The organism is Microbacterium terrisoli (assembly GCF_030866805.1).
Lineage (GTDB): Bacteria > Actinomycetota > Actinomycetes > Actinomycetales > Microbacteriaceae > Microbacterium > Microbacterium terrisoli.
In genome coordinates this window covers 974,666-995,102 of record NZ_CP133019.1, presented here as the reverse complement: position 1 = coordinate 995,102, position 20,437 = coordinate 974,666, and the positions used below count along the sequence as shown (strand labels likewise).

General features: G+C 71.0%; 17 protein-coding genes. 11 read left to right on the top strand and 6 right to left on the bottom strand.

Features of this window, described 5'->3' with window-relative positions; translation table 11 throughout:
• The first annotated feature begins 228 nt into the window (after positions 1-228).
• Together QU603_RS04175 and QU603_RS04170 are read left to right on the top strand one after the other, a co-directional pair.
• Positions 229-1,815 (top strand): acyl-CoA carboxylase subunit beta, encoded by a 1,587-nt coding sequence (locus QU603_RS04175; protein ID WP_308493235.1) that lies wholly within the window; start codon positions 229-231, stop codon positions 1,813-1,815.
• A complete protein-coding gene (locus tag QU603_RS04170) occupies positions 1,812-2,051 on the top strand; it encodes an acyl-CoA carboxylase subunit epsilon (protein ID WP_308493234.1) in 240 nt (79 codons plus the stop codon). The genes QU603_RS04175 and QU603_RS04170 overlap by 4 nt, the downstream gene beginning before the upstream one ends.
• 372 nt (positions 2,052-2,423) lie before the next feature.
• Here QU603_RS04170 and QU603_RS04165 read toward each other — a convergent pair whose 3' ends face one another.
• The 4 genes from QU603_RS04165 to QU603_RS04150 are packed head-to-tail and all read right to left on the bottom strand — an operon-like array spanning position 2,424 to position 6,707.
• Complete coding sequence (locus QU603_RS04165) at positions 2,424-3,485, bottom strand: hypothetical protein (protein WP_308493233.1); 1,062 nt, start codon at positions 3,483-3,485, stop codon at positions 2,424-2,426.
• Positions 3,482-4,735, bottom strand: coding sequence for an ATP-binding protein (locus QU603_RS04160; RefSeq protein ID WP_308493232.1), 1,254 nt, complete (start codon positions 4,733-4,735; stop codon positions 3,482-3,484). Before QU603_RS04160 ends, QU603_RS04165 begins: the two co-directional genes overlap by 4 nt.
• Complete coding sequence (locus QU603_RS04155; RefSeq protein WP_308493231.1) at positions 4,725-5,387, bottom strand: DNA-binding response regulator; 663 nt, start codon at positions 5,385-5,387, stop codon at positions 4,725-4,727. Before QU603_RS04155 ends, QU603_RS04160 begins: the two co-directional genes overlap by 11 nt.
• 9 nt (positions 5,388-5,396) lie before the next feature.
• Positions 5,397-6,707 (bottom strand): class I SAM-dependent RNA methyltransferase, encoded by a 1,311-nt coding sequence (locus QU603_RS04150; protein WP_308493937.1) that lies wholly within the window; start codon positions 6,705-6,707, stop codon positions 5,397-5,399.
• A 696-nt stretch (positions 6,708-7,403) separates the two neighbouring features.
• On the opposite strand from QU603_RS04150, the gene QU603_RS04145 reads away from it, so the two are divergent.
• The 3 genes from QU603_RS04145 to QU603_RS04135 all read left to right on the top strand — a co-directional run bounded on the left by QU603_RS04145 (position 7,404) and on the right by QU603_RS04135 (position 10,851).
• On the top strand, positions 7,404-8,048 hold the full coding sequence (locus tag QU603_RS04145) for a Maf family protein (protein WP_308493230.1): 645 nt from the start codon (positions 7,404-7,406) through the stop codon (positions 8,046-8,048).
• A gap of 78 nt (positions 8,049-8,126) precedes the next feature.
• Entirely contained in the window at positions 8,127-9,893 is a 1,767-nt protein-coding gene (locus QU603_RS04140; RefSeq protein WP_308493229.1) for an acetyl/propionyl/methylcrotonyl-CoA carboxylase subunit alpha, read from the top strand.
• Positions 9,894-9,969: 76 nt separating this feature from the next.
• The gene (locus QU603_RS04135) at positions 9,970-10,851 is read left to right on the top strand and encodes a hypothetical protein (RefSeq protein WP_308493228.1); all 882 of its coding nucleotides are present in this window, start codon (positions 9,970-9,972) and stop codon (positions 10,849-10,851) included.
• A gap of 138 nt (positions 10,852-10,989) precedes the next feature.
• Here QU603_RS04135 and QU603_RS04130 read toward each other — a convergent pair whose 3' ends face one another.
• The gene (locus QU603_RS04130) at positions 10,990-12,438 is read right to left on the bottom strand and encodes an NAD(P)H-quinone dehydrogenase (RefSeq protein WP_370655325.1); all 1,449 of its coding nucleotides are present in this window, start codon (positions 12,436-12,438) and stop codon (positions 10,990-10,992) included.
• A gap of 104 nt (positions 12,439-12,542) precedes the next feature.
• Here QU603_RS04130 and QU603_RS04125 point away from each other — a divergent pair, with 104 nt between their 5' ends.
• The 3 genes from QU603_RS04125 to QU603_RS04115 all read left to right on the top strand — a co-directional run bounded on the left by QU603_RS04125 (position 12,543) and on the right by QU603_RS04115 (position 15,870).
• Positions 12,543-13,373, top strand: coding sequence for a purine-nucleoside phosphorylase (locus tag QU603_RS04125; RefSeq protein WP_308493227.1), 831 nt, complete (start codon positions 12,543-12,545; stop codon positions 13,371-13,373).
• The gene (locus tag QU603_RS04120; protein ID WP_308493226.1) at positions 13,370-15,064 is read left to right on the top strand and encodes a phospho-sugar mutase; all 1,695 of its coding nucleotides are present in this window, start codon (positions 13,370-13,372) and stop codon (positions 15,062-15,064) included. Before QU603_RS04125 ends, QU603_RS04120 begins: the two co-directional genes overlap by 4 nt.
• A 221-nt stretch (positions 15,065-15,285) precedes the next feature.
• Complete coding sequence (locus QU603_RS04115; protein WP_308493225.1) at positions 15,286-15,870, top strand: GNAT family N-acetyltransferase; 585 nt, start codon at positions 15,286-15,288, stop codon at positions 15,868-15,870.
• Positions 15,871-15,936: 66 nt separating this feature from the next.
• On the opposite strand, the gene QU603_RS04110 is transcribed toward QU603_RS04115, so the two are convergent.
• A complete protein-coding gene (locus tag QU603_RS04110; protein ID WP_308493224.1) occupies positions 15,937-17,862 on the bottom strand; it encodes a BglG family transcription antiterminator in 1,926 nt (641 codons plus the stop codon).
• A 151-nt stretch (positions 17,863-18,013) separates the two neighbouring features.
• Between QU603_RS04110 and QU603_RS04105 the strand changes: the two genes are divergently transcribed.
• The 3 genes from QU603_RS04105 (at position 18,014) to ptsP (ending at position 20,437) form a co-directional block, all read left to right on the top strand.
• The gene (locus QU603_RS04105; protein ID WP_308493223.1) at positions 18,014-18,418 is read left to right on the top strand and encodes a PTS sugar transporter subunit IIB; all 405 of its coding nucleotides are present in this window, start codon (positions 18,014-18,016) and stop codon (positions 18,416-18,418) included.
• Positions 18,415-18,687 (top strand): HPr family phosphocarrier protein, encoded by a 273-nt coding sequence (locus QU603_RS04100; protein ID WP_308493222.1) that lies wholly within the window; start codon positions 18,415-18,417, stop codon positions 18,685-18,687. The genes QU603_RS04105 and QU603_RS04100 overlap by 4 nt, the downstream gene beginning before the upstream one ends.
• Positions 18,688-18,811: 124 nt before the next feature.
• Entirely contained in the window at positions 18,812-20,437 is a 1,626-nt protein-coding gene (gene ptsP / locus QU603_RS04095) for a phosphoenolpyruvate--protein phosphotransferase (protein WP_370655345.1), read from the top strand.

Below are 20,437 nucleotides of genomic sequence, written 5' to 3'. Positions count from 1 at the left end.
GAGAAGAGGACCGTCCGCTGAGCGGAGGACTGGCAGGCTCGGCGCAGCCCTCGCCCCGGCTGAAAGCCCTCGCCCGGCTGAAGGCCCTCGCCCGGCCCAAAGCCGTCGCCCTGGACCCACAGCCCTCGCCCCGACCCACCCGAGATGGCGCACATCGACAGGGGATGCCGCAACCCGTTGTGCAGTCCCTCTCACGGATCGACCGCGCACGTCGTTAGGGTTGTATCCGTGACGGAACCGGACCTTTCCACGACCGCCGGCAAGATCGCCGACCTGCGCACCCGCTTTCAAGAAGCGGTTGTCGACGCCGAGACCGCCGCGCAGACCAAGCAGCACGCCAAGAACAAGCTCACGGCGCGCGAGCGCATCGAGCTGCTGCTCGACCAGGGCTCGTTCAGCGAGATCGACGAGTACGTGCGCCACCGCACGACCGCGTTCGGCATGGACAAGTCCCGCCCATACGGCGATTCGGTGGTCACGGGGGTCGGCACGATCCACGGACGCACCGTCGCCGTGTACGCACAGGACTTCTCCACGTTCGGCGGCTCGCTGGGCGAAGTGGCCGGCGAGAAGATCATCAAGGTGATGGAGCTCGCGCTGCGCGGAGGGATGCCGATCATCGGCATTCTGGATTCCGGCGGCGCCCGCATCCAGGAAGGCGTCGTGGCCCTCGGCAAGTACGGCGAGATCTTCCGCCTGAACACCGCCGCCTCGGGCGTGATCCCGCAGATCTCCATCATCATGGGCCCGGCCGCCGGCGGTGCCGTCTACTCCCCCGCCCTCACCGACTTCGTCATCATGGTCGACAAGACCAGCCAGATGTTCGTCACCGGCCCCGACGTCATCAAGACGGTCACCGGCGAAGACGTCGGCATGGAAGAGCTCGGCGGCGCCTACACGCACAACACCCGCTCGGGCGTCGCCCACTACCTCGCCGAAGACGAGGACGACGCGCTGGACTACGTGCGCACCCTGCTGAGCTTCCTGCCCGACAACAACATGTCGGAACTGCCGGTCTACGAGAGCGGCTTCGAGTGGGAGACCACCGACGCCGACCGCCTGCTGAACGCGATCATCCCCGACTCGCCGAACCAGCCCTACGACATCCACCAGGTCATCGGGCACGTCGTCGACGGCGGAGACTTCATCGAGATCCAGCCACTGTTCGCCCCGAACATCGTCATCGGATTCGGGCGCATCGAAGGCCGCACGGTGGGCATCATCGCCAACCAGCCGAACCAGATGGCCGGCACCTTGAATATCGAGGCGGGCGAGAAGGCCAGCCGCTTCGTGCGGTTCTGCGACGCGTTCAGCGTGCCGATCGTGACCCTCGTGGACGTGCCCGGGTATCTGCCGGGCACCGACCAGGAGTGGACCGGCGTCATCCGCCGCGGCGCGAAGCTGCTGTATGCGTACGCCGAGGCGACGGTGCCGCTGGTGACCGTCATCCTGCGCAAGGCCTACGGCGGGGCATACATCGTCATGGGCTCCAAGCAGCTGGGCGCCGACGTGAACGTCGCCTGGCCGACGGCCGAGATCGCCGTCATGGGCGGTCAGGGAGCGGTGAACATCCTGTACCGCGGCGAGCTCAAGCGCGCCGAGGCGGCGGGTGAGGATGTCGCGGCCGTGCGTCAGCGGCTGGCCAACGAATACACCTACAACGTGGCCTCGCCGTTCCTGGCCGCCGAGCGCGGTGAGCTGGACAGCATCATCGAACCGGCGCAGACCCGGGTGTTCATCGCCAAGTCGCTGCGTGCACTGCGGGGCAAGCGTGCGAGCCTGCCCGCGAAGAAGCACGGTAACATCCCGCTATGAGCTGGGGGGATGCAGCCGCAGCGGACGACGAGCCGCTGCGCATCGAAGTCGTGCGCGGAGATCCGACCGACGAGGAACTGGCCGCACTCATCGCGGTGGTCTCAGAAGAGTACGCATCGCAAGAGGCGACGGCGACGGCATCCGATCTTCCGACGCGGTCCGCATGGCACCTGTCGGCGCGCAATCTGCGGGTGCCGCTGCGTCGCGATCTCGGGTGGGGCCGCTACGGCGGCTGATCTGCCGGGCGCGGGGCGGGATGCCGCGATTCTCGGCTGATTCATCACCGCGCGGGGTTTGTCCCCCGAAATACCTACAGACGCCGGGGGTTGCCGCGTCGGATACTGGATCTGCTGGAACGCTTCCGCGTTCGGCCGACCGTCTCGTCCAGGGTAGATGAGCCACGGTTCGGCTATTGTGGACGGTTTTCGGGTAACCGTCCACAGGCGAGGGGCGGGCGGCTTCGCCGCCCCTCGCCCTTTCTTTTTGCCCGCGCGCCGCTCCCCCGGCGCCCTGGCGTCGAAATCATATGATCTCGTCCAGAGCACATGGCTTTCGCGTCAAACACGTGTGCCCCCGCCGAGATCATATGATTTCGACGCGGGCGGGGGTCACCGGGGGCGGGTGATCTCGCGCCAGAGGTCGACGCTGTCCTCGTCCGGCAAACCCGCTCCGGCCGACGAACGGCCGACAATGGTCACCGCGATGCGCCGGTCGGACGACGCGCGGATGAACAGGCGGTCCGATTTCGCGTCGTGCACGGCTGCCGTGAGCTCCGCGCGGATCACGGCCAGATCCTCCTCGCTCAGGCCGTCCAGCCCGCCCTCGTCGAGCACTGAGACCGTTGTACCGCGGCGGCGTGCCGCATCCAGCTCGGCGCGCACGCCGTCATCGAGCAGGCGCGCTCCGCGCAGCTCATCGCGCAGCTGACCTTCCGCGATGCGCGCCTCGGCCCGCTCGCGCTCGTCGAGCGCACCGGACCGCTCGATCGTGCGCGAAAGAATAGGGCCGGCCACCGCCAGCGCACGCTGCACCTGGATGCGCCGCTCGCGCTGACGCCCGAGCTGTGCCGCGCGCCACGCCGACGCCGCACGCTGCAGCTGCGCGAGCCGAGCCGTGTCGCGGGATGCGCGGTCTACCGACAGTGCCAGCAGCTGGGCCGCCAGCACCCACATGATCGAGCCGATCAGCCCCAGGGTCAGCGCCGGCGCCACGCCCAGCCATCCCATCGAGGCACCCGAGAGCAGAACGATGCCGCCCCACGCCGCCCACGGACGGCGACGGACCATGACGATCGTCATCAGCAGGCCGATCGCGCCGATGTACCAGGTGCCCGACGCTGTCGTGCGGTCACCGGGCACGAGCGCGAGCACCGTCAGGCTCGGCACCAGCGCCGCTGTCAACAGCGCCAGCACGCACGCCCACACCGGCAGGCGAGACGGGCCGCCCGATCCGGTGTTCAGCAGCATGATCTCGTCGTCAGGGCTCTCACGACGCGGCTCTGGGCGGGCGTCGGCGAACATGCACAGTGCGGTGGCGATGAGATACAGCAGGATCATCGCGATCGCCAGGCCCGGGCGGGCGGGCACACCCTCGACCCACACGAGCGCGCGCGCGGCCAGATACAGCGCGAACGCCGCACCGAGACCGGTCAGCAGTGCCCGAACGCTCATTCGTCCACACCCTCCACCCACTCCAGTGTCACCTCGGTGCCGCCGCTGTCCGACGCGATGTTGGCCCGCCCGCCCACCGCGGCCATCCGCGCCACGATCGAGGCGCTGATGCCCAGACGGTCGGTGGCGACGGCCGCGGGGTCGAACCCGGGGCCACGGTCGCGCACGCGCACGGTGACCCGGCCGGGGTCGACCCTGCCGACGACGTCCACGTGCAGGCCGACGGCATCCGCGTGCTCGATCGCGTTGGCGATCGCCTGGGCGGCGGCCAGCGTCAGAGCGCGTGCCACGACGCCGGGCACCCGCAGGTCGGTATCGTGCACATGCTCGACCCGCAGCGGATGCCCGAGGTCGGCGGCACCGGCCTCGATCCCCTCTGCGATGCGTGCACAGCCCACCGGTGCCTCGGATCCCATACCCGCGTCACGCTCGGCGTTGGCCAGCCGGGTCAGCGCCTCACGGGCCATCGTGACCGCCAGCGCCCGCTCACGAGGGCTGTCGGCGCGTCCGACCGCGATCAGAGCCGCCAGCACGCTGTCATGCATGAGGGCTCCGACATCCACGCGCTCCTGTTCGGTGGCCGCCACCGCCGCCGCGGCCGCATACGACGTGACGGCACTGGCCCGCGCGCGGTCGACCCTGGCGGCGGCCGAACGGAAGATCCAGCCCAGCGTGAGCACGATCCCACCGAAGATGAGTGCGAACGACACGTCCAGCAGCACCGACACCGTGAATGCGGGGTTCCAGCCGCACTGCGCGAACCGCACGATGCCCCACAGCAGCGGGATCCCTATGGTCGCGGCGATCTGACCCGCCAGCGGGAAGCAGATCACCGCGGCAGCGGCGCCGACGTTGATGAGGTAGAAGACCCACGGCTTCGCCGACGGGGATGACGGCAGCCCGGCCGCCGCGATCGGCCACAGCACCAGCGTCACGACGTAGGCCAGCACGAACAGTCCCGACAGCACGCGCTGGCCGCGGCCGACGAAACAGCCGACGAGCATCAGCAGGAAGGGGATGAACGCGATCAGCTCGAGCGCCGGGTGCCATCCGGGCCTTTCGGCGGACTCATCGAACGCGGCCACGAGCGCCTGGGCGCCCAGAGCGAGACAGCCGACGGCGATGACCAGGCCGATGATGCGCTCGACCCTCGTGCGGGTGAACGATCCCACCTGCGCGATGCCCTCGCGCGTCTGCGGCATCTGTCCCCGCGCGGCCGCCAACAGTGCCTGATCGCGGTCAGGTGTCACCGGGGTCCTCGATCGGGGTGAGGATGCCGTCCTCGACGGCGCGACGCAGCAGGTCGACCTTCGTCGGCGCGGGGCGCCCGACATCGACGTACTTCACCCGCACTCGAGTGATGTTCTCCTTCGCAGTCGAATACGCGATCCCCAGCCGGTCGGCGACGACCTTCAACGGCAGCCCCGCAGCGTACAGGCGCAGCACTTCGCGCTCGCGGGTGGACAGCTGCGCGTCGGCGAACGCGCGGTCCCCGTCCACCGCGCTGGCCCACTCGACGTTGTTCAGCGGCTCGCCGTCGGCGACCGCCGCCACTGCGGCGATCACCTCGTCGATCGGTGAGGCCTTGCTGATCACGCCGGCCGCCCCCGCCGCCAGCGCCTCGCGCACCGCCGCGGGCCGGTCGGCCACGCTGTGGATGATGACGCTCGAGCCGTCGGCGGCCACGTGCCGCACATTCTCGGTCACCGTGGTGCCGTCGCCCAGCGTCAGGTCGAGCACGACGACGTCGGCGGGAGCCGCGACGCTCGCCCGACGCCACTCGAGATAGGCCGTCACCGAGCTGCCCGAGAACACGACGTCCATCGAGCCGGCGCGCGCGCAGGCCGCCTCCAGCCCCAGGCGCACCGATTCGTGATCATCGATCAGGGCAACGCGGGTCATGTCTTCAGGCTAGCGTGACGTGCGGGTCAGCGCGGCGACGGCTTCGACGTGATGCGAGTGCGGGAACAGATCCACGGCCGTGATCTCGGATGCCTCATACCCGGCGGCACGGAACGTCTTCAGGTCGCGGGCCAGGGCGACCGGGTCGCACGCCACATAGACGATCCGGGTCGGGTTCAGCGCCACGATCCCATCGACCACGGCGGCCCCGGCGCCCGAGCGCGGCGGGTCCAGGACGACCACCCCTCGGCTCAGGCGCTCCAGCTCGCGCGGCGACGAGGTCTCGTGCAGCTGCGGCAGCCAGCGGTCCACCCGTGCGGTCTCGGCGCGGGCCCCCAGCCACTCGGCGAGATTCTCGCCGGCATGCTCGGTGGCGCGCGGATCGGACTCGACGCTGACGACACGGGTCGCATCCCCACCGCGTGCGCCCAGCGCCGCGGCGAACAGGCCCACACCGCCGTAGAGGTCGAGGTGCGTCGCCTCGGGGTCGAGGTCCGGCAGGGATGCGGTGACCAGGCCGCTCAGGGCCGCGGCAGCCTTGCGGTGCACCTGCCAGAAACCGCCCGCGTCCACGCGGAACGCGCGATCGCCGACCCGCTCGATCACGACGTCGCGCGCAGCGTCGGCGGCGTGCTTGGCGCGCGAGGCGATCGCCTGCGCGGCGCGACGCTCGTCTTCGGTGCGACGGCGCCCCCGCGGGCGGGGCGCGCGCTCGGACGGGCGCGGCACGATGTGCACCCGGCCGTCGGAGGACTGGACGAGGTCGATGCGGCCGGCAGCGGTGGCATGCACGTTCGCGGCCACCCTGTTGATGGCCGCCGTGGCCAGCGGCAGGTCGTCGACCTCGATCACCTCGTGGCTGCGCGTAGCGAACGGGCCGATGCGGCCGGCGTCATCGACGTGCAGGCTGAGACGAGTGCGCCATCCGGTGCCGTCGGTGTCATCGACCGCGATCATGCGCGCCGGGGTGTCCAGTCCCCCGATGCGCGCCAGGGCGTCGCGCAGCACGTCGAGCTTGAGCTCGCGCTGATGGGCGAGCTCGATGTGCCCGAAATCGGCACCGCCGGGGCGCCGCTCGGGAGCCACGTCGACGTCGGCGGCGCGCCAGACGTGCGAGCGGCGGTGGGGCGAGGCATCCAGCACCTCGACCGTCTCGCCCCGCCAGAACGACTTCTCGCCGGTCTGGGTGAGCCGCACGCGTACGCGCTCTCCGGGGATCGCGTCCGAGACGAACACGACCCGGCCCTCGTGCCGCCCGACGAACACCCCGCCGTGCGCGACGGAAGTGATGTCGAGATCGATCTGGTCGACTGGCTGCATCATCCGAGCATTCCACACCGTTGGGTGAGTCGCCCTCGCGTGAGGCGCCCCGTGTCCACACCCGTCTGCGGGGCGCGGGCAGCGCCGCCGGACAGCTGCGTCAATGCAGAACGAGTGCTCCGACGCAGAACGAGGCAGCGCCAAGGGAACGCCGCAGCTCGCGCGAGCAGAACAAGACCGCGCGAGCGGGAACCCCGCACCCTGCGCATCGAATCGGCATCCGCTATCGCAATTGTCGGGCGCGAGGGCAGAACGAGCCAGCGCGAGGTTGACGCGAGCCACAGATCCGAGCAGCGTGCGCAGAAGCAGAGCGCGAAAGCAGAACGAGACTGCGGAAGCAGAACGAGACCGCACCGCCGGGAACGCCGCCACCCCGCGCTAGTCGAATCGGCATCTGCTATCGCAAGAAGCAGGCGCGAACGCAGAATCAGATAGCGCGCGGTTGGGGCAAGCCACAGAACCGAGCAGCGTGCGCAGAACAAGGACGCGAACGCAGAACACGACAGCGCAAGCGGGCATAGACGACGATGGATGCCGCCGGCGCGGACAGATCGCTCCCGTCGAGGGACGCGAGGGGCAACTCGTGAGCGCAGCGGGACAACTCGCGGGCAGGAGGGGGCAACTTGCGGGCAGGAGGGGGCAACTCGCGGGCAGGACGGGGCAACTCGTGAGGGCGGGACACCGTACGGTGGACAGATGCGCGTGTGCCTGGCCTCCACCTCCCCCGCTCGCCTCATGCTGCTGCGTCAGGCTGGCATCGAACCCGAGACGATGGCGCCCGAGGTCGACGAGGAGTCCGTGATCGCCGCGGTCGAGGCCGCCCAGGGACCGCTCGCACCGGATGACTACGTGCTGCTGCTGGCCCGACGCAAGGCGGCGGATGTCGCGGCCCGCCTGAGTGCGGAGCAGCCCGACTTCGACGGGATCGTGATCGGCGGCGACTCGATGTTCGTGCTGGACGGCGAGATCCTCGGCAAGCCGTATACACCCGAGGTGGCCACCGAGCGCTGGCACCGTATGAAGGGGCGCACCGGCGTGCTGCACTCGGGGATGAGCGTGTTCCGCCTGTGCCCGGACCGCTCGGCGCACGAGGCGCACGCCGCGGCTGCGGCATCCGTCACCTTCGTCGCCGACCTCGACGATGACGAGATCGACGCCTACGTCCACACCGGCGAGCCCCTGCTGGTCGCCGGTGCGTTCACGGTCGACAGCCTGGGCGGACCGTTCATCGAACGCGTCGACGGCGACCCGTCGACGGTGGTCGGGATGTCGCTGTCCACCCTGCGACGACTGGTGCGCAGGCTCGGGCTGCGATGGACGGATGCGTGGACGTCCTCGTAGATTCCTGCACATCAATGCACGGGTTTCTTGTGCGGCCCCGTCAAAAGCACGGCAAGACCGCTGGGTAGGCTGAAGTCCATGCCTCATATCGCCAAGGTGCTCATCGCAAACCGCGGCGAGATCGCCGTACGTGTCATCCGCGCCGCCCGAGACAGCGGCAAAGCCTCTGTCGCCGTGTACGCGGACCAGGACCGGGATGCGCTGCACGTCACGCTGGCCGACGAGGCCTACGCCCTCGACGGCGCCACAAGCGCCGAGACGTATCTGTCGATCGACAAGATCCTCTCGGTCGCGCGCCGCTCGGGCGCCGACGCCGTGCACCCCGGCTACGGGTTTCTCGCCGAGAACGCCGAATTCGCCCGCGCCGTGATCGGTGCGGGTCTGATCTGGATCGGCCCGTCGCCCGAAGCCATCGAGGCTCTCGGCGACAAGGTGACGGCACGTCACGTCGCCGAGAAGGTGGGAGCCCCCCTGGCCCCGGGCACCCACGGCACCGTGTCGGGCGCCGACGAGGTCGTCGCCTTCGCCCGGGAATTCGGCCTGCCGGTCGCCATCAAGGCCGCATACGGCGGGGGCGGGCGCGGCCTGAAGGTCGCCCGCGACATGGACACCATCACCGAGCTGTTCGAGTCGGCCACCCGCGAGGCGGTCACCGCGTTCGGCCGCGGCGAGTGCTTCGTCGAGAAGTACCTCGACAAGCCGCGCCACGTCGAAACCCAGTGCCTGGCCGATGCGACCGGCACCGTGGTGGTCATCTCCACGCGCGACTGCTCGCTGCAGCGGCGCAACCAGAAGCTCGTCGAAGAGGCACCGGCGCCGTTCCTCACCGACGAGCAGCGCGATGTGCTGTATTCGTCGTCGAAGGCGATCCTGCGCGAGGTCGGCTACGTCGGTGCGGGAACCTGCGAGTTCCTCATCGGCGCCGACGGCACCGTGTCGTTCCTCGAAGTGAACACCCGACTGCAGGTCGAGCACACCGTCTCTGAAGAGGTCACCGGCATCGACCTGGTGCGCGAGCAGTTCCGCATCGCCGAGGGCGGCACCCTCGACTACGGCGACCCGGCCCCCGAGGGGCACTCGTTCGAGTTCCGCATCAACGGCGAAGACCCCGGACGCGGATTCCTGCCCCAGCCCGGACCGATCAGGGTCTTCAAGACCTTCGGCGGCCCCGGCACACGCCTGGACTCCGGTGTCACCGCCGGCGACGAGGTCAACGGCGCATTCGACTCGCTGCTGGCGAAGATCATCATCACCGGTCGCACCCGCAGCCAGGCGCTGGACCGCGCCCGTCGGGCGCTGGACGAGTTCGAGGTCGGCGGCCTGCCGACCGTGCTGCCGTTCCACCGCAAGGTGGTGCGCGACCCCGCCTTCACCGCAGAAGACGGTGTGTTCGGCGTGTACACGCGGTGGATCGAGACCGAGTTCGACAACGACATCCCTCCGTGGGACGGCGAGATCGGCGACCCCGAGCCCGCCGAGACGCGCCACACCGTCGTCGTCGAGGTCGGCGGCAAGCGGCTCGAGGTCAGCCTGCCCGACCGCATCGCGGCGGCTCCTCTCGCCGCCGGGCGGCCGGCGGTGGCTCCCCCGTCGCGTCGTGCGCACTCCACGGCCGCGTCAGCGGGCGCATCGGGTGACGCCGTGAAGTCGCCGATGCAGGCCACTGTCGTCAAGGTCGCCGTCGAGGAGGGCCAGCACGTTGTCAAGGGCGACCTTGTGGTCGTGCTCGAGGCGATGAAGATGGAGCAGCCGATCCAGGCGCACAAAGACGGAGTGATCGGTGCGGTCAGCGCGACAGCCGGCACCACGGTGGCCGCCGGACACCAGCTGCTGACGATCTCGTAAGGCTCTTCCGATCGCGCGAGCCGCGGCATCCCGTGTTCGAAGAGTGGATGCCGCGGCCGGCCTGTACTGTCATCCCATGCGGATGCGTGGTGCGCGACTGGGGTTCGCGGGGGCAGTGCTGCTGGTGGCGGGGATGGCGATCGCCGCGTGCGCGCCGTCACCGGGATATGAGACGGCAGCCGCCGTCGGCTGGGCCACCCTCCAGGCCGATCGGGAGCCCGTCGCGACCAACGAGCTCGGCCGCGCCGTGGTGCGCGCCGACGCCTCCACCCTCGCAGGCGAGACGACCGTCACCCTCGCGGAGCAGTCGGCCGTCACCGACGTGCGCGTGCGCTGCGACGGCGGCCAGACCATCTGGGTCGAGGCACGCGCACTTGGCGAACAGCGGGGCGCTGCCACGAACGTCACCACCGGTGACAGGGTCGCCTGCGACCTGAAGGATCACGTCATCGCGCTGCGGGCCGACGCCGGCTTCGTCACCTCCTCGGTCGTGCTCCGCGCGTTCGCGGCCACGGCGACGGCTGCCGTGGTCGCCGTCGAGGGCACCGCATCCACCGACCCGTGGGAAGGGTACTTCGACGACGCCATGGCCGACCCGGCCCAGCAGTCCGCCATGAGCATCTATGGCACTTTCGGTCCGCGAGACGCGGTTCAGGTCGCGAGCGGCACCGATGAGAGCACCCCCGCGGGCCACCACACCGTCGAGCTCACGTGCGTGGGGCCGGCCGTGGTCACCGTCACCGCCTGGCCGATCCGATCCGACGGCGGGGTCGCCGGGCGCGACATCGGCGCGGTGTGGACCGACGCGGCCTGCCCCGCCACTGCGACGATCGAGATCGACACGACCCACGATGGGCTCGGCATCAGCGCCGACAGCCACGGACAGCAGGGCGCGTTCGTGCTCCGGGTCGATCCGGGCAGCCCCCTCGATGCGCCTGACACGTCCGCGAACGGATGAACCGACGCCCGGCTGCTCACAGACTTCGGAACATCGCGCCAACGTCGGACAGTACCCACGGAATCATCCGACGTCGGTGCGATCCTCCGAACGCAGTGAATGCAAGACAGTGCGGGCAGTGAGGCGCAGCAGCCCCGCTCAGGACTGCATGACGGCCGGGTCGACGATGTGCATCGCCCGGGCGACGTCGGTGATCATGCCCGACAGCGACGGGTACACCGCGAACACACGCGAGAGCTGATCGACCGACAGCCGCCGCTCGACGGCGATGGCCACGGGGTAGATCAGCTCCGACGCACGCGGCCCGACGATGACACCGCCGATCACGGTGCCGCTGCCGACGCTGGCGATGATCTTCACGAACCCGTCTTTGATGCCCATCATCTTCGCGCGCGGGTTGGCCGTCAGCGGCAGCTTGTGCGCGATGCCGGCCACCAGTCCCACGTCGATGTCGGCCTCCTGCCAGCCGACCGTCGCGATCTCGGGTGCCGTGAAGATGTTCGAGGTGATGCGGCGGCGCTCGAGCGGGATCACGACATCGCCCATCGCGTGGAAGACGGCGGTGCGGCCCTGCATGGCGGCGACCGATGCCAGTGGCACGAACGTCGTGCAGTCACCGGCCGCGTAGATGTTGGGCACCGACGTGCGGGCGACGCGGTTGACCTGGATGTGGCCGGACTCGGTCATCTGCACCCCCGCCTGCTCGAGGCCGATGCCCTTGGTGTTGGGGACGGATCCGACCGCCATCAGGCAGTGGCTGCCGGTGATCACCCGGCCGTCGGTGAGGGTGACCTCCACGCCGTCACCGGTGTTGACCACCGTCTCGGCACGCGAGCGCGACAGCACGTGCATGCCGCCGCGCTTGAAGACCTTCTCGAGCACGGCGGCGGCATCCTTGTCTTCACCCGGCAACACCTGCTCGCGGCTGGAGACCAGCGACACCTCGGCGCCGAGGTTCATGTAGGCGCCGGCGAACTCGGCACCGGTGACCCCCGAGCCCACCACGATCAGGTGCTCGGGCAGCGCCTTCATGTCGTACAGCTGGGTCCAGGTGAGGATGCGGTCGCCGTCGGGCCGGGCACTGGGCAGTTCGCGGGGAGCCGCTCCCACCGACACGACCAGTGTGTCGGCCTCGACGCGGTCGAAGTCCGTGCCGTCGGCGGCGGTGGACACGACGATGGCGCCCTGGCCCTCGAGCCTGCCGTGCCCGGAGATGATGCGGACGCCTGCCTCCATGAGCGAGGCGCGCATGTCGTCGGACTGCTGGCGGGCCAGCGAGAGCAGCCGGTGGTTGACGGCGGCGAGGTTGATCGCGATCTCGGGCTTGAGCGGCCTGCCCGCCTCGCCCTTGGCGAACAGCTGCACGCCGAGATCGGATGCCTCGGCGATGGCGACAGCCGCATCGGCGGTGGCGATCAGGCTCTTGGAGGGGACGACGTCGGTGATCACCGCCGACCCGCCGACACCGGCGCGCTCCACGAGGGTGACCTGGGCGCCGAGCTGGGCGGCGGCCAGTGCCGCCTCGTACCCGCCGGGGCCTCCACCGAGGACGGCGACGGACTGGGTGCGCTCGAAGCTCAACGACATGGGTTCCATTCTCTCAGGCATCGTCTGTGCGCGAAAACCGGCGCTCGGCGGGCGAAAACCTCCGCGCTGTGGGCGAAAGCGGGCGCCGGCAGTACCGTGGTGGCATGAGCACAGCCGACAACCCGCTGGACGACCCGAACGCCGATCCGTTCGAGATCGCCCGCGCCGCCGCCGCCGACATCGCACGCCTGACCGGCGTCGAACGGCACGACATCGCCCTGACCCTCGGAAGCGGATGGGGCAAAGCCGCCGACCTCGTCGGCGAGACCGTCGCCACCGTCCCGGCCACCGAGGTCAGCGGGTTCAGCAAACCGGCGCTCGAAGGTCACGTGGGCACCCTGCGCAGCATCCTGAGCCCTTCGGGCAAGCGGATTCTCGTGATCGGCGCGCGCACCCACTACTACGAGGGCCACGGAGTGCGCAGGGTCGTTCACTCGGTGCGCACCGCCGCCGCCACCGGGGCCTCGGTGATGGTGCTCACCAATGGCGCCGGCGGCGTCAACCCGAGCTACACGCCCGGCCGCCCGGTGCTGATCAGCGACCACATCAACCTCACCGCCGACTCGCCGCTGGAAGGTGCGACCTTCGTCGATTTGACCGACCTGTATTCGCGGCGCCTGCGGGAGGTCGCCCGCACGATCGACCCGACGCTGCACGAGGGCGTGTACTGCCAGTTCCGCGGCCCCCACTACGAGACGCCCGCCGAGGTGCGCATGGCCGGGATCATCGGCGGCGACATCGTCGGCATGTCCACGGCGCTCGAGGCGATCGCCGCCCGCCAAGCAGGCATGGAGATCCTCGGCCTGTCGCTGATCACGAACCTGGCCGCCGGCATCCAAGACACACCGCTCAGCCACGAAGAGGTGCTCGAGGCGGGCCGGGCCGCAGAACCGGTGATCTCCGACCTGCTCGCCCGCGTCGTGGAGGCGCTGTGAGCCCCGCGACCGGCGCCGCAGACGCCGCCCGCGCGTGGCTCGCGCAGGACCCCGACCCCGTCACCCGTGCCGAGCTCGAAGATCTGCTGGAGCGGGCCGAATCCGGCGATGCGGATGCCGCAGCCGACCTCGACGACCGCTTCGCAGGGCGTCTCGCGTTCGGCACCGCGGGCCTGCGCGGGCGCCTGGGCGCCGGCAGCATGCGCATGAACCGGGTGCTGGTGGCCCAGGCCGCCGCCGGGCTCGGCGCGTATCTGCTCGGCAGATCCGGCCCCGATGCCGCACCCACCGTGGTCATCGGATACGACGGGCGCCGCAACTCGCACGTGTTCGCGACCGATTCGGCCGAGATCCTGACCGGGGCGGGACTGCGCGCGATCCTGCTGCCCCGCCTGCTGCCCACCCCGGTGCTCGCCTTCGCCGTGCGCCACCTCGGCGCCGACGCCGGCATCATGGTCACCGCATCCCACAACCCGCCCGACGACAACGGCTACAAGGTGTACCTCGGCGGCCCCGACCACGGCTCGCAGATCGTGCCGCCGGCCGACGCGGAGATCGCAGTGCAGATCCAGCGCGTGGCCGACACGCAGCGGGTCACCGACCTGCCGCGGTCGACCGGGTACGAGACCGCCGCCGAATCCGTGGTGGAGGCGTACGTGGATGCCACGGCCGCCGTGGGTCCGGCACCGGCGGGCGCAGCGGGGCTGCGCTGGGTGTACACCGCCATGCACGGCGTCGGATGGGAGACCGCGGCACGCGTGCTGACCGCGGCCGGCTACCCGGCCCCGGTCACCGTGGCCGCCCAGATCGAGCCCGACGGGTCGTTCCCGACGGTCACGTTCCCGAACCCCGAAGAGCCGGGCGCCATGGATCTCGCGTTCCTGACGGCGCGGGAGTCCGAGGCCGATCTGGTGATCGCGAACGACCCGGATGCCGACCGTCTCGCGGTCGGCATCCCTGATGCATCGGCCGTCGGAGGTTGGCGACGGCTGACCGGCAACGAGACCGGGCTGCTGCTGGGCTGGCGCGCGGCGCGCGCGGTGGCAGAACGCGGTGCCGGGGCTGCCTCGGACGCGACGCTGGCCTGTTCGCTCGTCTCGTCGCCCGGACTCGGGGCGGTCGCCGCGCACTACGGACTCGGCTTTCGCGAGACGCTGACCGGCTTCAAGTGGATCTCGCGCGCCCCCGGCATCGTGTTCGGGTTCGAAGAGGCCCTCGGGTACCTCGTCAACCCCGACACCGTGCGCGACAAGGATGGCATCTCAGCGGCCATCGCGATCCTCGAGATCGCCGGCGACGCCCGCGGCCGCGGGCAGACCCTCACCGACGTGCTCGCCGAGTTCGACGCCACATTCGGCGCGTTCGCCAGCGATCAGATCTCGATCCGCGTGGACGACGTGTCGATCATCGCCGCGATCATGGCGGGGCTGCGTGCCGCTCCCCCGGCGCAGTTGGGCGATGTGGCCGTCTCGGGCATCGACGATCTCGCCAACGGCACGAGCGATCTGCCGCCGGGAGACGTGATGCGGATGCGGCTGGCCGACGGCTCGCGGGTTGTCGTGCGCCCCTCGGGCACCGAACCCAAGCTCAAGGCGTACCTCGACGTGCGGGCAGAGACCGCCGCGGAGGCGGCATCCCGCCTCGCCGCGCTGCACGCCGCGGTCTCGGCGCTGCTGGACACCCTGGGCTGAAGCCGGCCCTGCCCCGACCGCGACCCCCGGGCCGGCCGGCCGGCTGCTCACAACTCAGCCGATCCGCGCCGACCCGGGCCGGATCTGCCGCATTCGACCGCCCGCCCCTGCGCATCGGATGAGTTGTCAACGGCGAGCCGCGGGCAGGACTCGGCCGACGCACGATGAAACAGACGAACAGCGCACGAAACGCGGCGCGCACGGCGCATTATGCTCAGGTCGTGGACTTCGCGCAGGCTGTCACCCTGGAGAACTCGTTCGTGCGGCTCGAGCCGCTCTCGGATGCGCACGCCGGCGATCTCGCCGAGGCCGCGGTGGGACTCGAATCAGCGTGGTACACCTCGGTGCCGGCGCCGTCGGACGTGCCGGGCGAGATCGCCTCGCGCCTGGCCGAGCACGCCGCCGGGCAGTTGAATCCCTTCGCGATCCGGCGCCGCAAGACGGGGCGGATCGTCGGCATGACGACGTACTGCCACATCGACCAGCCCAACCGGCACGTCGAGATCGGCGCGACGTGGCTCGCGCTCGAGGCCCAGCACACCGAGGTCAATCCCGCCGCGAAGTACCTGCTGCTGCAGCATGCGTTCGAGCAGTGCGACGCGATCGCGGTGGAGTTCCGCACGCACTGGCACAACCGCCAGTCGCGCGCGGCGATCGAGCGCCTCGGCGCCAAGCAGGACGGAGTGCTGCGCAACGCGCGCATCCTGCCCGACGGGTCGCTGCGCGACACGGTGGTGTACTCGATGCTGCCGCACGAATGGCCGGCGGCACGCAACGGTCTGCAGGCCCGCCTCGACCGCCACTGACCTCGACCGCCACTGAGCTCGACCACCACTGAGCTCGACCGCAGAAGGGCTCGACCGCACCCGTGCTCATCCATCGATGACGGCCACCAGCTCATCGAGGAACGACGAGAACTCGCCGCCTCGACGCACGATCCGCTGCACGGACTCGTGTTCGCTGAACACCTCGACCAGCTGCTCGAACACCGTCTGGAATGCTTCGCGGTCGGTCTCCGAGAACGCGACCAGCGCCACGACGTGCACGCGCGCGTCGCCCCAGGCCACGGCCGGGTCGGCGATCCCGACGGCGATCATCGTGCGGGTGGCGGTCATCCCGATGGCGTGCGGCACCGCGAGCGCATCGGTGAACGCCGTCGACGACAGCCGCTCGCGCTCGATCGTGCGCTGGACGTAGTCGTCGTCGATGACGCCCTGTGCCACCAGCAGCCCGCCGAGCGTGCGGATGATCTGCTCTTCGCCGTCGCGCGGCAGCGGTGAGACGAACGCGGCCGCATCGACGTAGCGCTCCAGCTCGCCGCGCAGTCCCGCCAGTCGCCGGCTGCGCCGGATGCGGGATGCCGCGGCCTGCACCCGATCCACGTCGGCGTCGGTGAGGAAAGGCTGGATGCGCACGACGCGCTCCCCGAGGGGCGGCGCGTCGACCGTGGTCAGGATCAGGTCGGTCTGGATCTCATCCCACGCCGGATCCAAGCGCGTCTGCAGATCGACCACCTCGATCGATTGGCCCAGCGAGCGGTCCACGCTCGAGCGCAGCAGCTCGTGCATCTCGTAGTAGCCCGGGCACACGATCGTCGCACTCAGCAGCTGGGCGGCCCGCCTGCTGCGCTCGAGACGCCCGCCCACGTGGATGGCGATGTAGGCGATCTCGTCATCGGGCACCGTGATGTCCAGGCGGTCCTGCAGCCCGCTGGCGATCGACACGGCGATGTCGAAGATCATCGGATAGGTGGACTTCAGCGACCGTGCGAGCGGATTGCGCGACCATGCCTGCTCGTGCGCGCGCAGCTGCAGATTCTGCACGTGCAGTGCGAGACGCCGGATGAAATCCTCGTGCACGAGGTCGACGAGGAACTGCTCGGCCACGGCGGTCACGAGGTCGCGCACGACCGCCTCGACCTCGGGTGCGGCGGTGGGCTTGGTCGACGGACCCGGCGTGACGACGCGGGTCAGCAGCAGCATCGCCAGGTGCTGGCGGTCACCGGCGCCCAGGTGCACGCCGAAGTGCCGCTCGACGAGCGTGGCCAGCAGGTCGCCGATCTCGTCGGCGGCGCTGCCCGCCGACGAGAAGGCCCCGTCGAGCGCGCGGCCCTGCCTGACGCGGTCGACGGCGATCGCGATGTGTGCGAGCACGTCGGCGATGCCGAGCTCGTTGATGTAGTAGCCGTGCTCGCCCAGCTCGGCGCGCAGCGCGGTCTCGAATGCCCCGAACGGCCGGGCACCGGGCGCGTCGTCGCCCAGCGCACGCCGAAGCGCGGCGATGTCGAAGGGACCGGCATCCATCTCCTCGTGCACGAGCCTGCTCAGCAGCCGCCGCTGCGCACTCTCGGGGCCGTGCAGCCGCACGCGCGACCCGGTGCGTGCCAGCACGAGCGCCGGGTCGCCGAGCACTGCCCGCACCCGCGCGAGGTCGGCCTCCACAGTCGCCCCCGACACGTGCAGCCGGTCGGCCGTCTCGTGCACGTCGATGCCGTCGTCGGCCTCGAGCAGGTCTCGCACCAGCTCATGCAGTCGGTCGCGCGGGGTCGCGGCATCCCCCGCCGTCGTCTGCAGCGCCTGGGCAGCGTCGGGTCCGGCCCGGTAGCCCTGCGGACCGGATTCGACCGCGGCGCCGGGCTGCTCCTGCCCGCTGCGGGCCACGCGGGAGTTCAGCGCCGTGACGTACGAGCGCACGCTGCGGGGCGTGACTCCCAGCGCGTCGGCCAGGCGTGCGGCCGTCACCCAGTCGCCGTCCTGCGTGAGCAGCGCCAGCAGTCGGTCCTGTCGCGCTCTGGTCACCCGCCGCTCCTCCTTGGCCGCGCACCGGTACGCCGTCCGAACCAGTCAACCATGTGCGGCGGGGCCGCGGTGGGTTTCCGCCCCTGCGGAAACAGATCTGGTTGTCGGCCGCGCGCACCCCCCGCCACAATGGCCATCAGGAGGCGGATCGATGAGGATCGTGGTGCTGTGCGGGGCGGGTGCGTCCAGCACGTTCGTCGCGCAGCGGCTGCGTCGTGCATTCGCCGCACACGCGCTGGCCCACACCGCGACGGCCGCGCCGCTGTCGGCGATGCCCGGCTGCCTGAACGAGGCCGATCTGCTGCTGGTCGGCCCGCACCTGGCCGACCGCATCGACGAGCTGGCTCGGGATGCCGCGGCCCGCGGCGTGCGCGTCATGCCGCTGCCGTCCGACATCTTCGGCGACCTCGACGGGTCGCGCGCGCTGCAGATGGTGACCTCCGCGTTCGCCGATGCCGGCCTCAGCGACCGCGCGCCCGGACCTGACGCGCGCGCAGACGTCACACCGCACCACACCGATCCCGCCGAGGCGGGCCGACGAAGGGAACACCCATGACTCTGAGCAGAACCGTTCGGATCGGCTCCTCTCACGGGCTGCACGCGCGCCCGGCCAAGCTGTTCGCGCAGGCGGCCAGAGACGCCGGCATCCCGGTGACGGTCGCCAAGGGCGACGGCACCCCGGTCAACGCCGCCAGCATCCTCGGAGTCATCGCCCTCGGCGTCGACCAGGGCGACGAGGTGACTCTGACCGCCGACGGCGAGGGTGCCGCCGGCGTCCTCGACACGCTCGCCGAGCTGCTGACCACCGACCACGACGCCGAGTGACCCACCGACGGCAGACGAGGACGACATCGTGAGCGTGAACCCCGTGACCCCGGGCCCCGTGACCCCCCGCTCCGTGACAGGGGTCGGCATCGGCCAGGGCGTGGCCCAGGGGCCGGTGGCCCGCATGGCCGACCCGCTGCCGGCGCCCGCCGACACGCCCAGCGCCGCTGACGTGGATTCCGAGCGTGCACGCGCGGGCGACGCCCTGGCCGCCGTCGCCCGCGAGCTCGAGTCCCGCGGCGCACGCGCCGGAGGCGCCGCGCAGGAGGTGCTCGAAGCGCAGGCGATGATGGCCGAAGACCCGTCGCTGGCCGACGAGGTCGAGTCGCGCCTGGCCGCCGGAAAGACTGCCGAGCGCGCCGTGTACGAGGCGTTCGCGAGCTTCCGCGACACGCTCGCCGAGATGGGGGGCTATCTCGGCGAGCGTGCCGCGGATCTGGATGATGTCGCCGGGCGCATCATCGCCCGGCTGCAGGGCGTCGCCGCGCCCGGCGTGCCCGAGCCGGGGCATCCCTTCGTCCTCGTCGCCCGGGACCTCGCACCCGCCGACACCGCCCTGCTGGACCTGGACCAGGTGCTGGCACTGGTCACCAGCGACGGCGGCCCCACCTCGCACACCGCGATCCTCGCCCGCGAGAAGGGCATCGTCGCCGTCGTCGGCGCCGCCGGTGCGGTCGATCTGGCCGACGGTCAGACGGTGATCGTGGATGCCGCGGCCGGCGCGGTCACCGTCGACCCGTCCGCCGACGACCTGGCCGATGCCGCCGAGCGGGCACGGGCCCACGCGGCCGCGGCATCCGCCCCGCCCACCGCCGGCGCGCTGTCCGACGGCACCCCGGTGCCGCTGCTGGCCAACCTCGGCAAGCCCGGCGACGCAGAGGCCGCCCGCGCGCTGGGGGCGGAGGGCGTGGGACTGTTCCGTACCGAGTTCCTCTTCCTCAGCTCCGACGAGGCACCGACCGTGGCCGCCCAGCGCGCAGAGTACGAGCGGCTGCTGGCAGGGTTCGCCGGCACGAAGGTCGTCGTGAGACTGCTGGATGCCGGCGCCGACAAGCCGCTGCCGTTCCTCAACGACAGCGAAGAGGAGAACCCGGCGCTGGGCGTGCGCGGGCTGCGTGCCCTGCGCTCGCACGAGAACATCCTGCGCGACCAGCTGACCGCGCTGGCCGAGGCCGACGCCGCCACCCGCGAGCGCGGCGAAGGCGCCGACCTCTGGGTCATGGCGCCGATGGTCGCCACCGTCGAAGAGACCCGGTACATCACCGCACTCGCTCGGGAGCACGGCATCCGCACCGCCGGTGTCATGATCGAGATCCCCGCCGCAGCGCTGCTGGCCGACCGGCTGCTCGCGCACACCGACTTCGCCTCGATCGGCACCAACGACCTCACGCAGTACACGATGGCCGCCGACCGGGTGCTGGGCGCCGTCGCCGGCTACCAGGACCCCTGGCACCCGGCAGTGCTGCGGTTGGTCGCCGAGGTCGGTGCCGCCGGACGCGCACACGGCAAACCGGTCGGCATCTGCGGTGAGGCCGCCGCCGACCCCCTGCTGGCCCTGGTGCTGGTGGGGCTGGGCGCGACCACCCTGTCGATGGCGCCGGCAGCCCTCGCCGACGTGCGCGCACTGCTTCTGACCCACAGCCTCGACGACGCAACCCGCGTGGCCGAGGCTGCCCTCGCCGCAGACGACGCCACCGCCGCACGGGCGGCTGCGACGGCTGCGGCATCCTCCTCCCCCACCCCGGCGTGA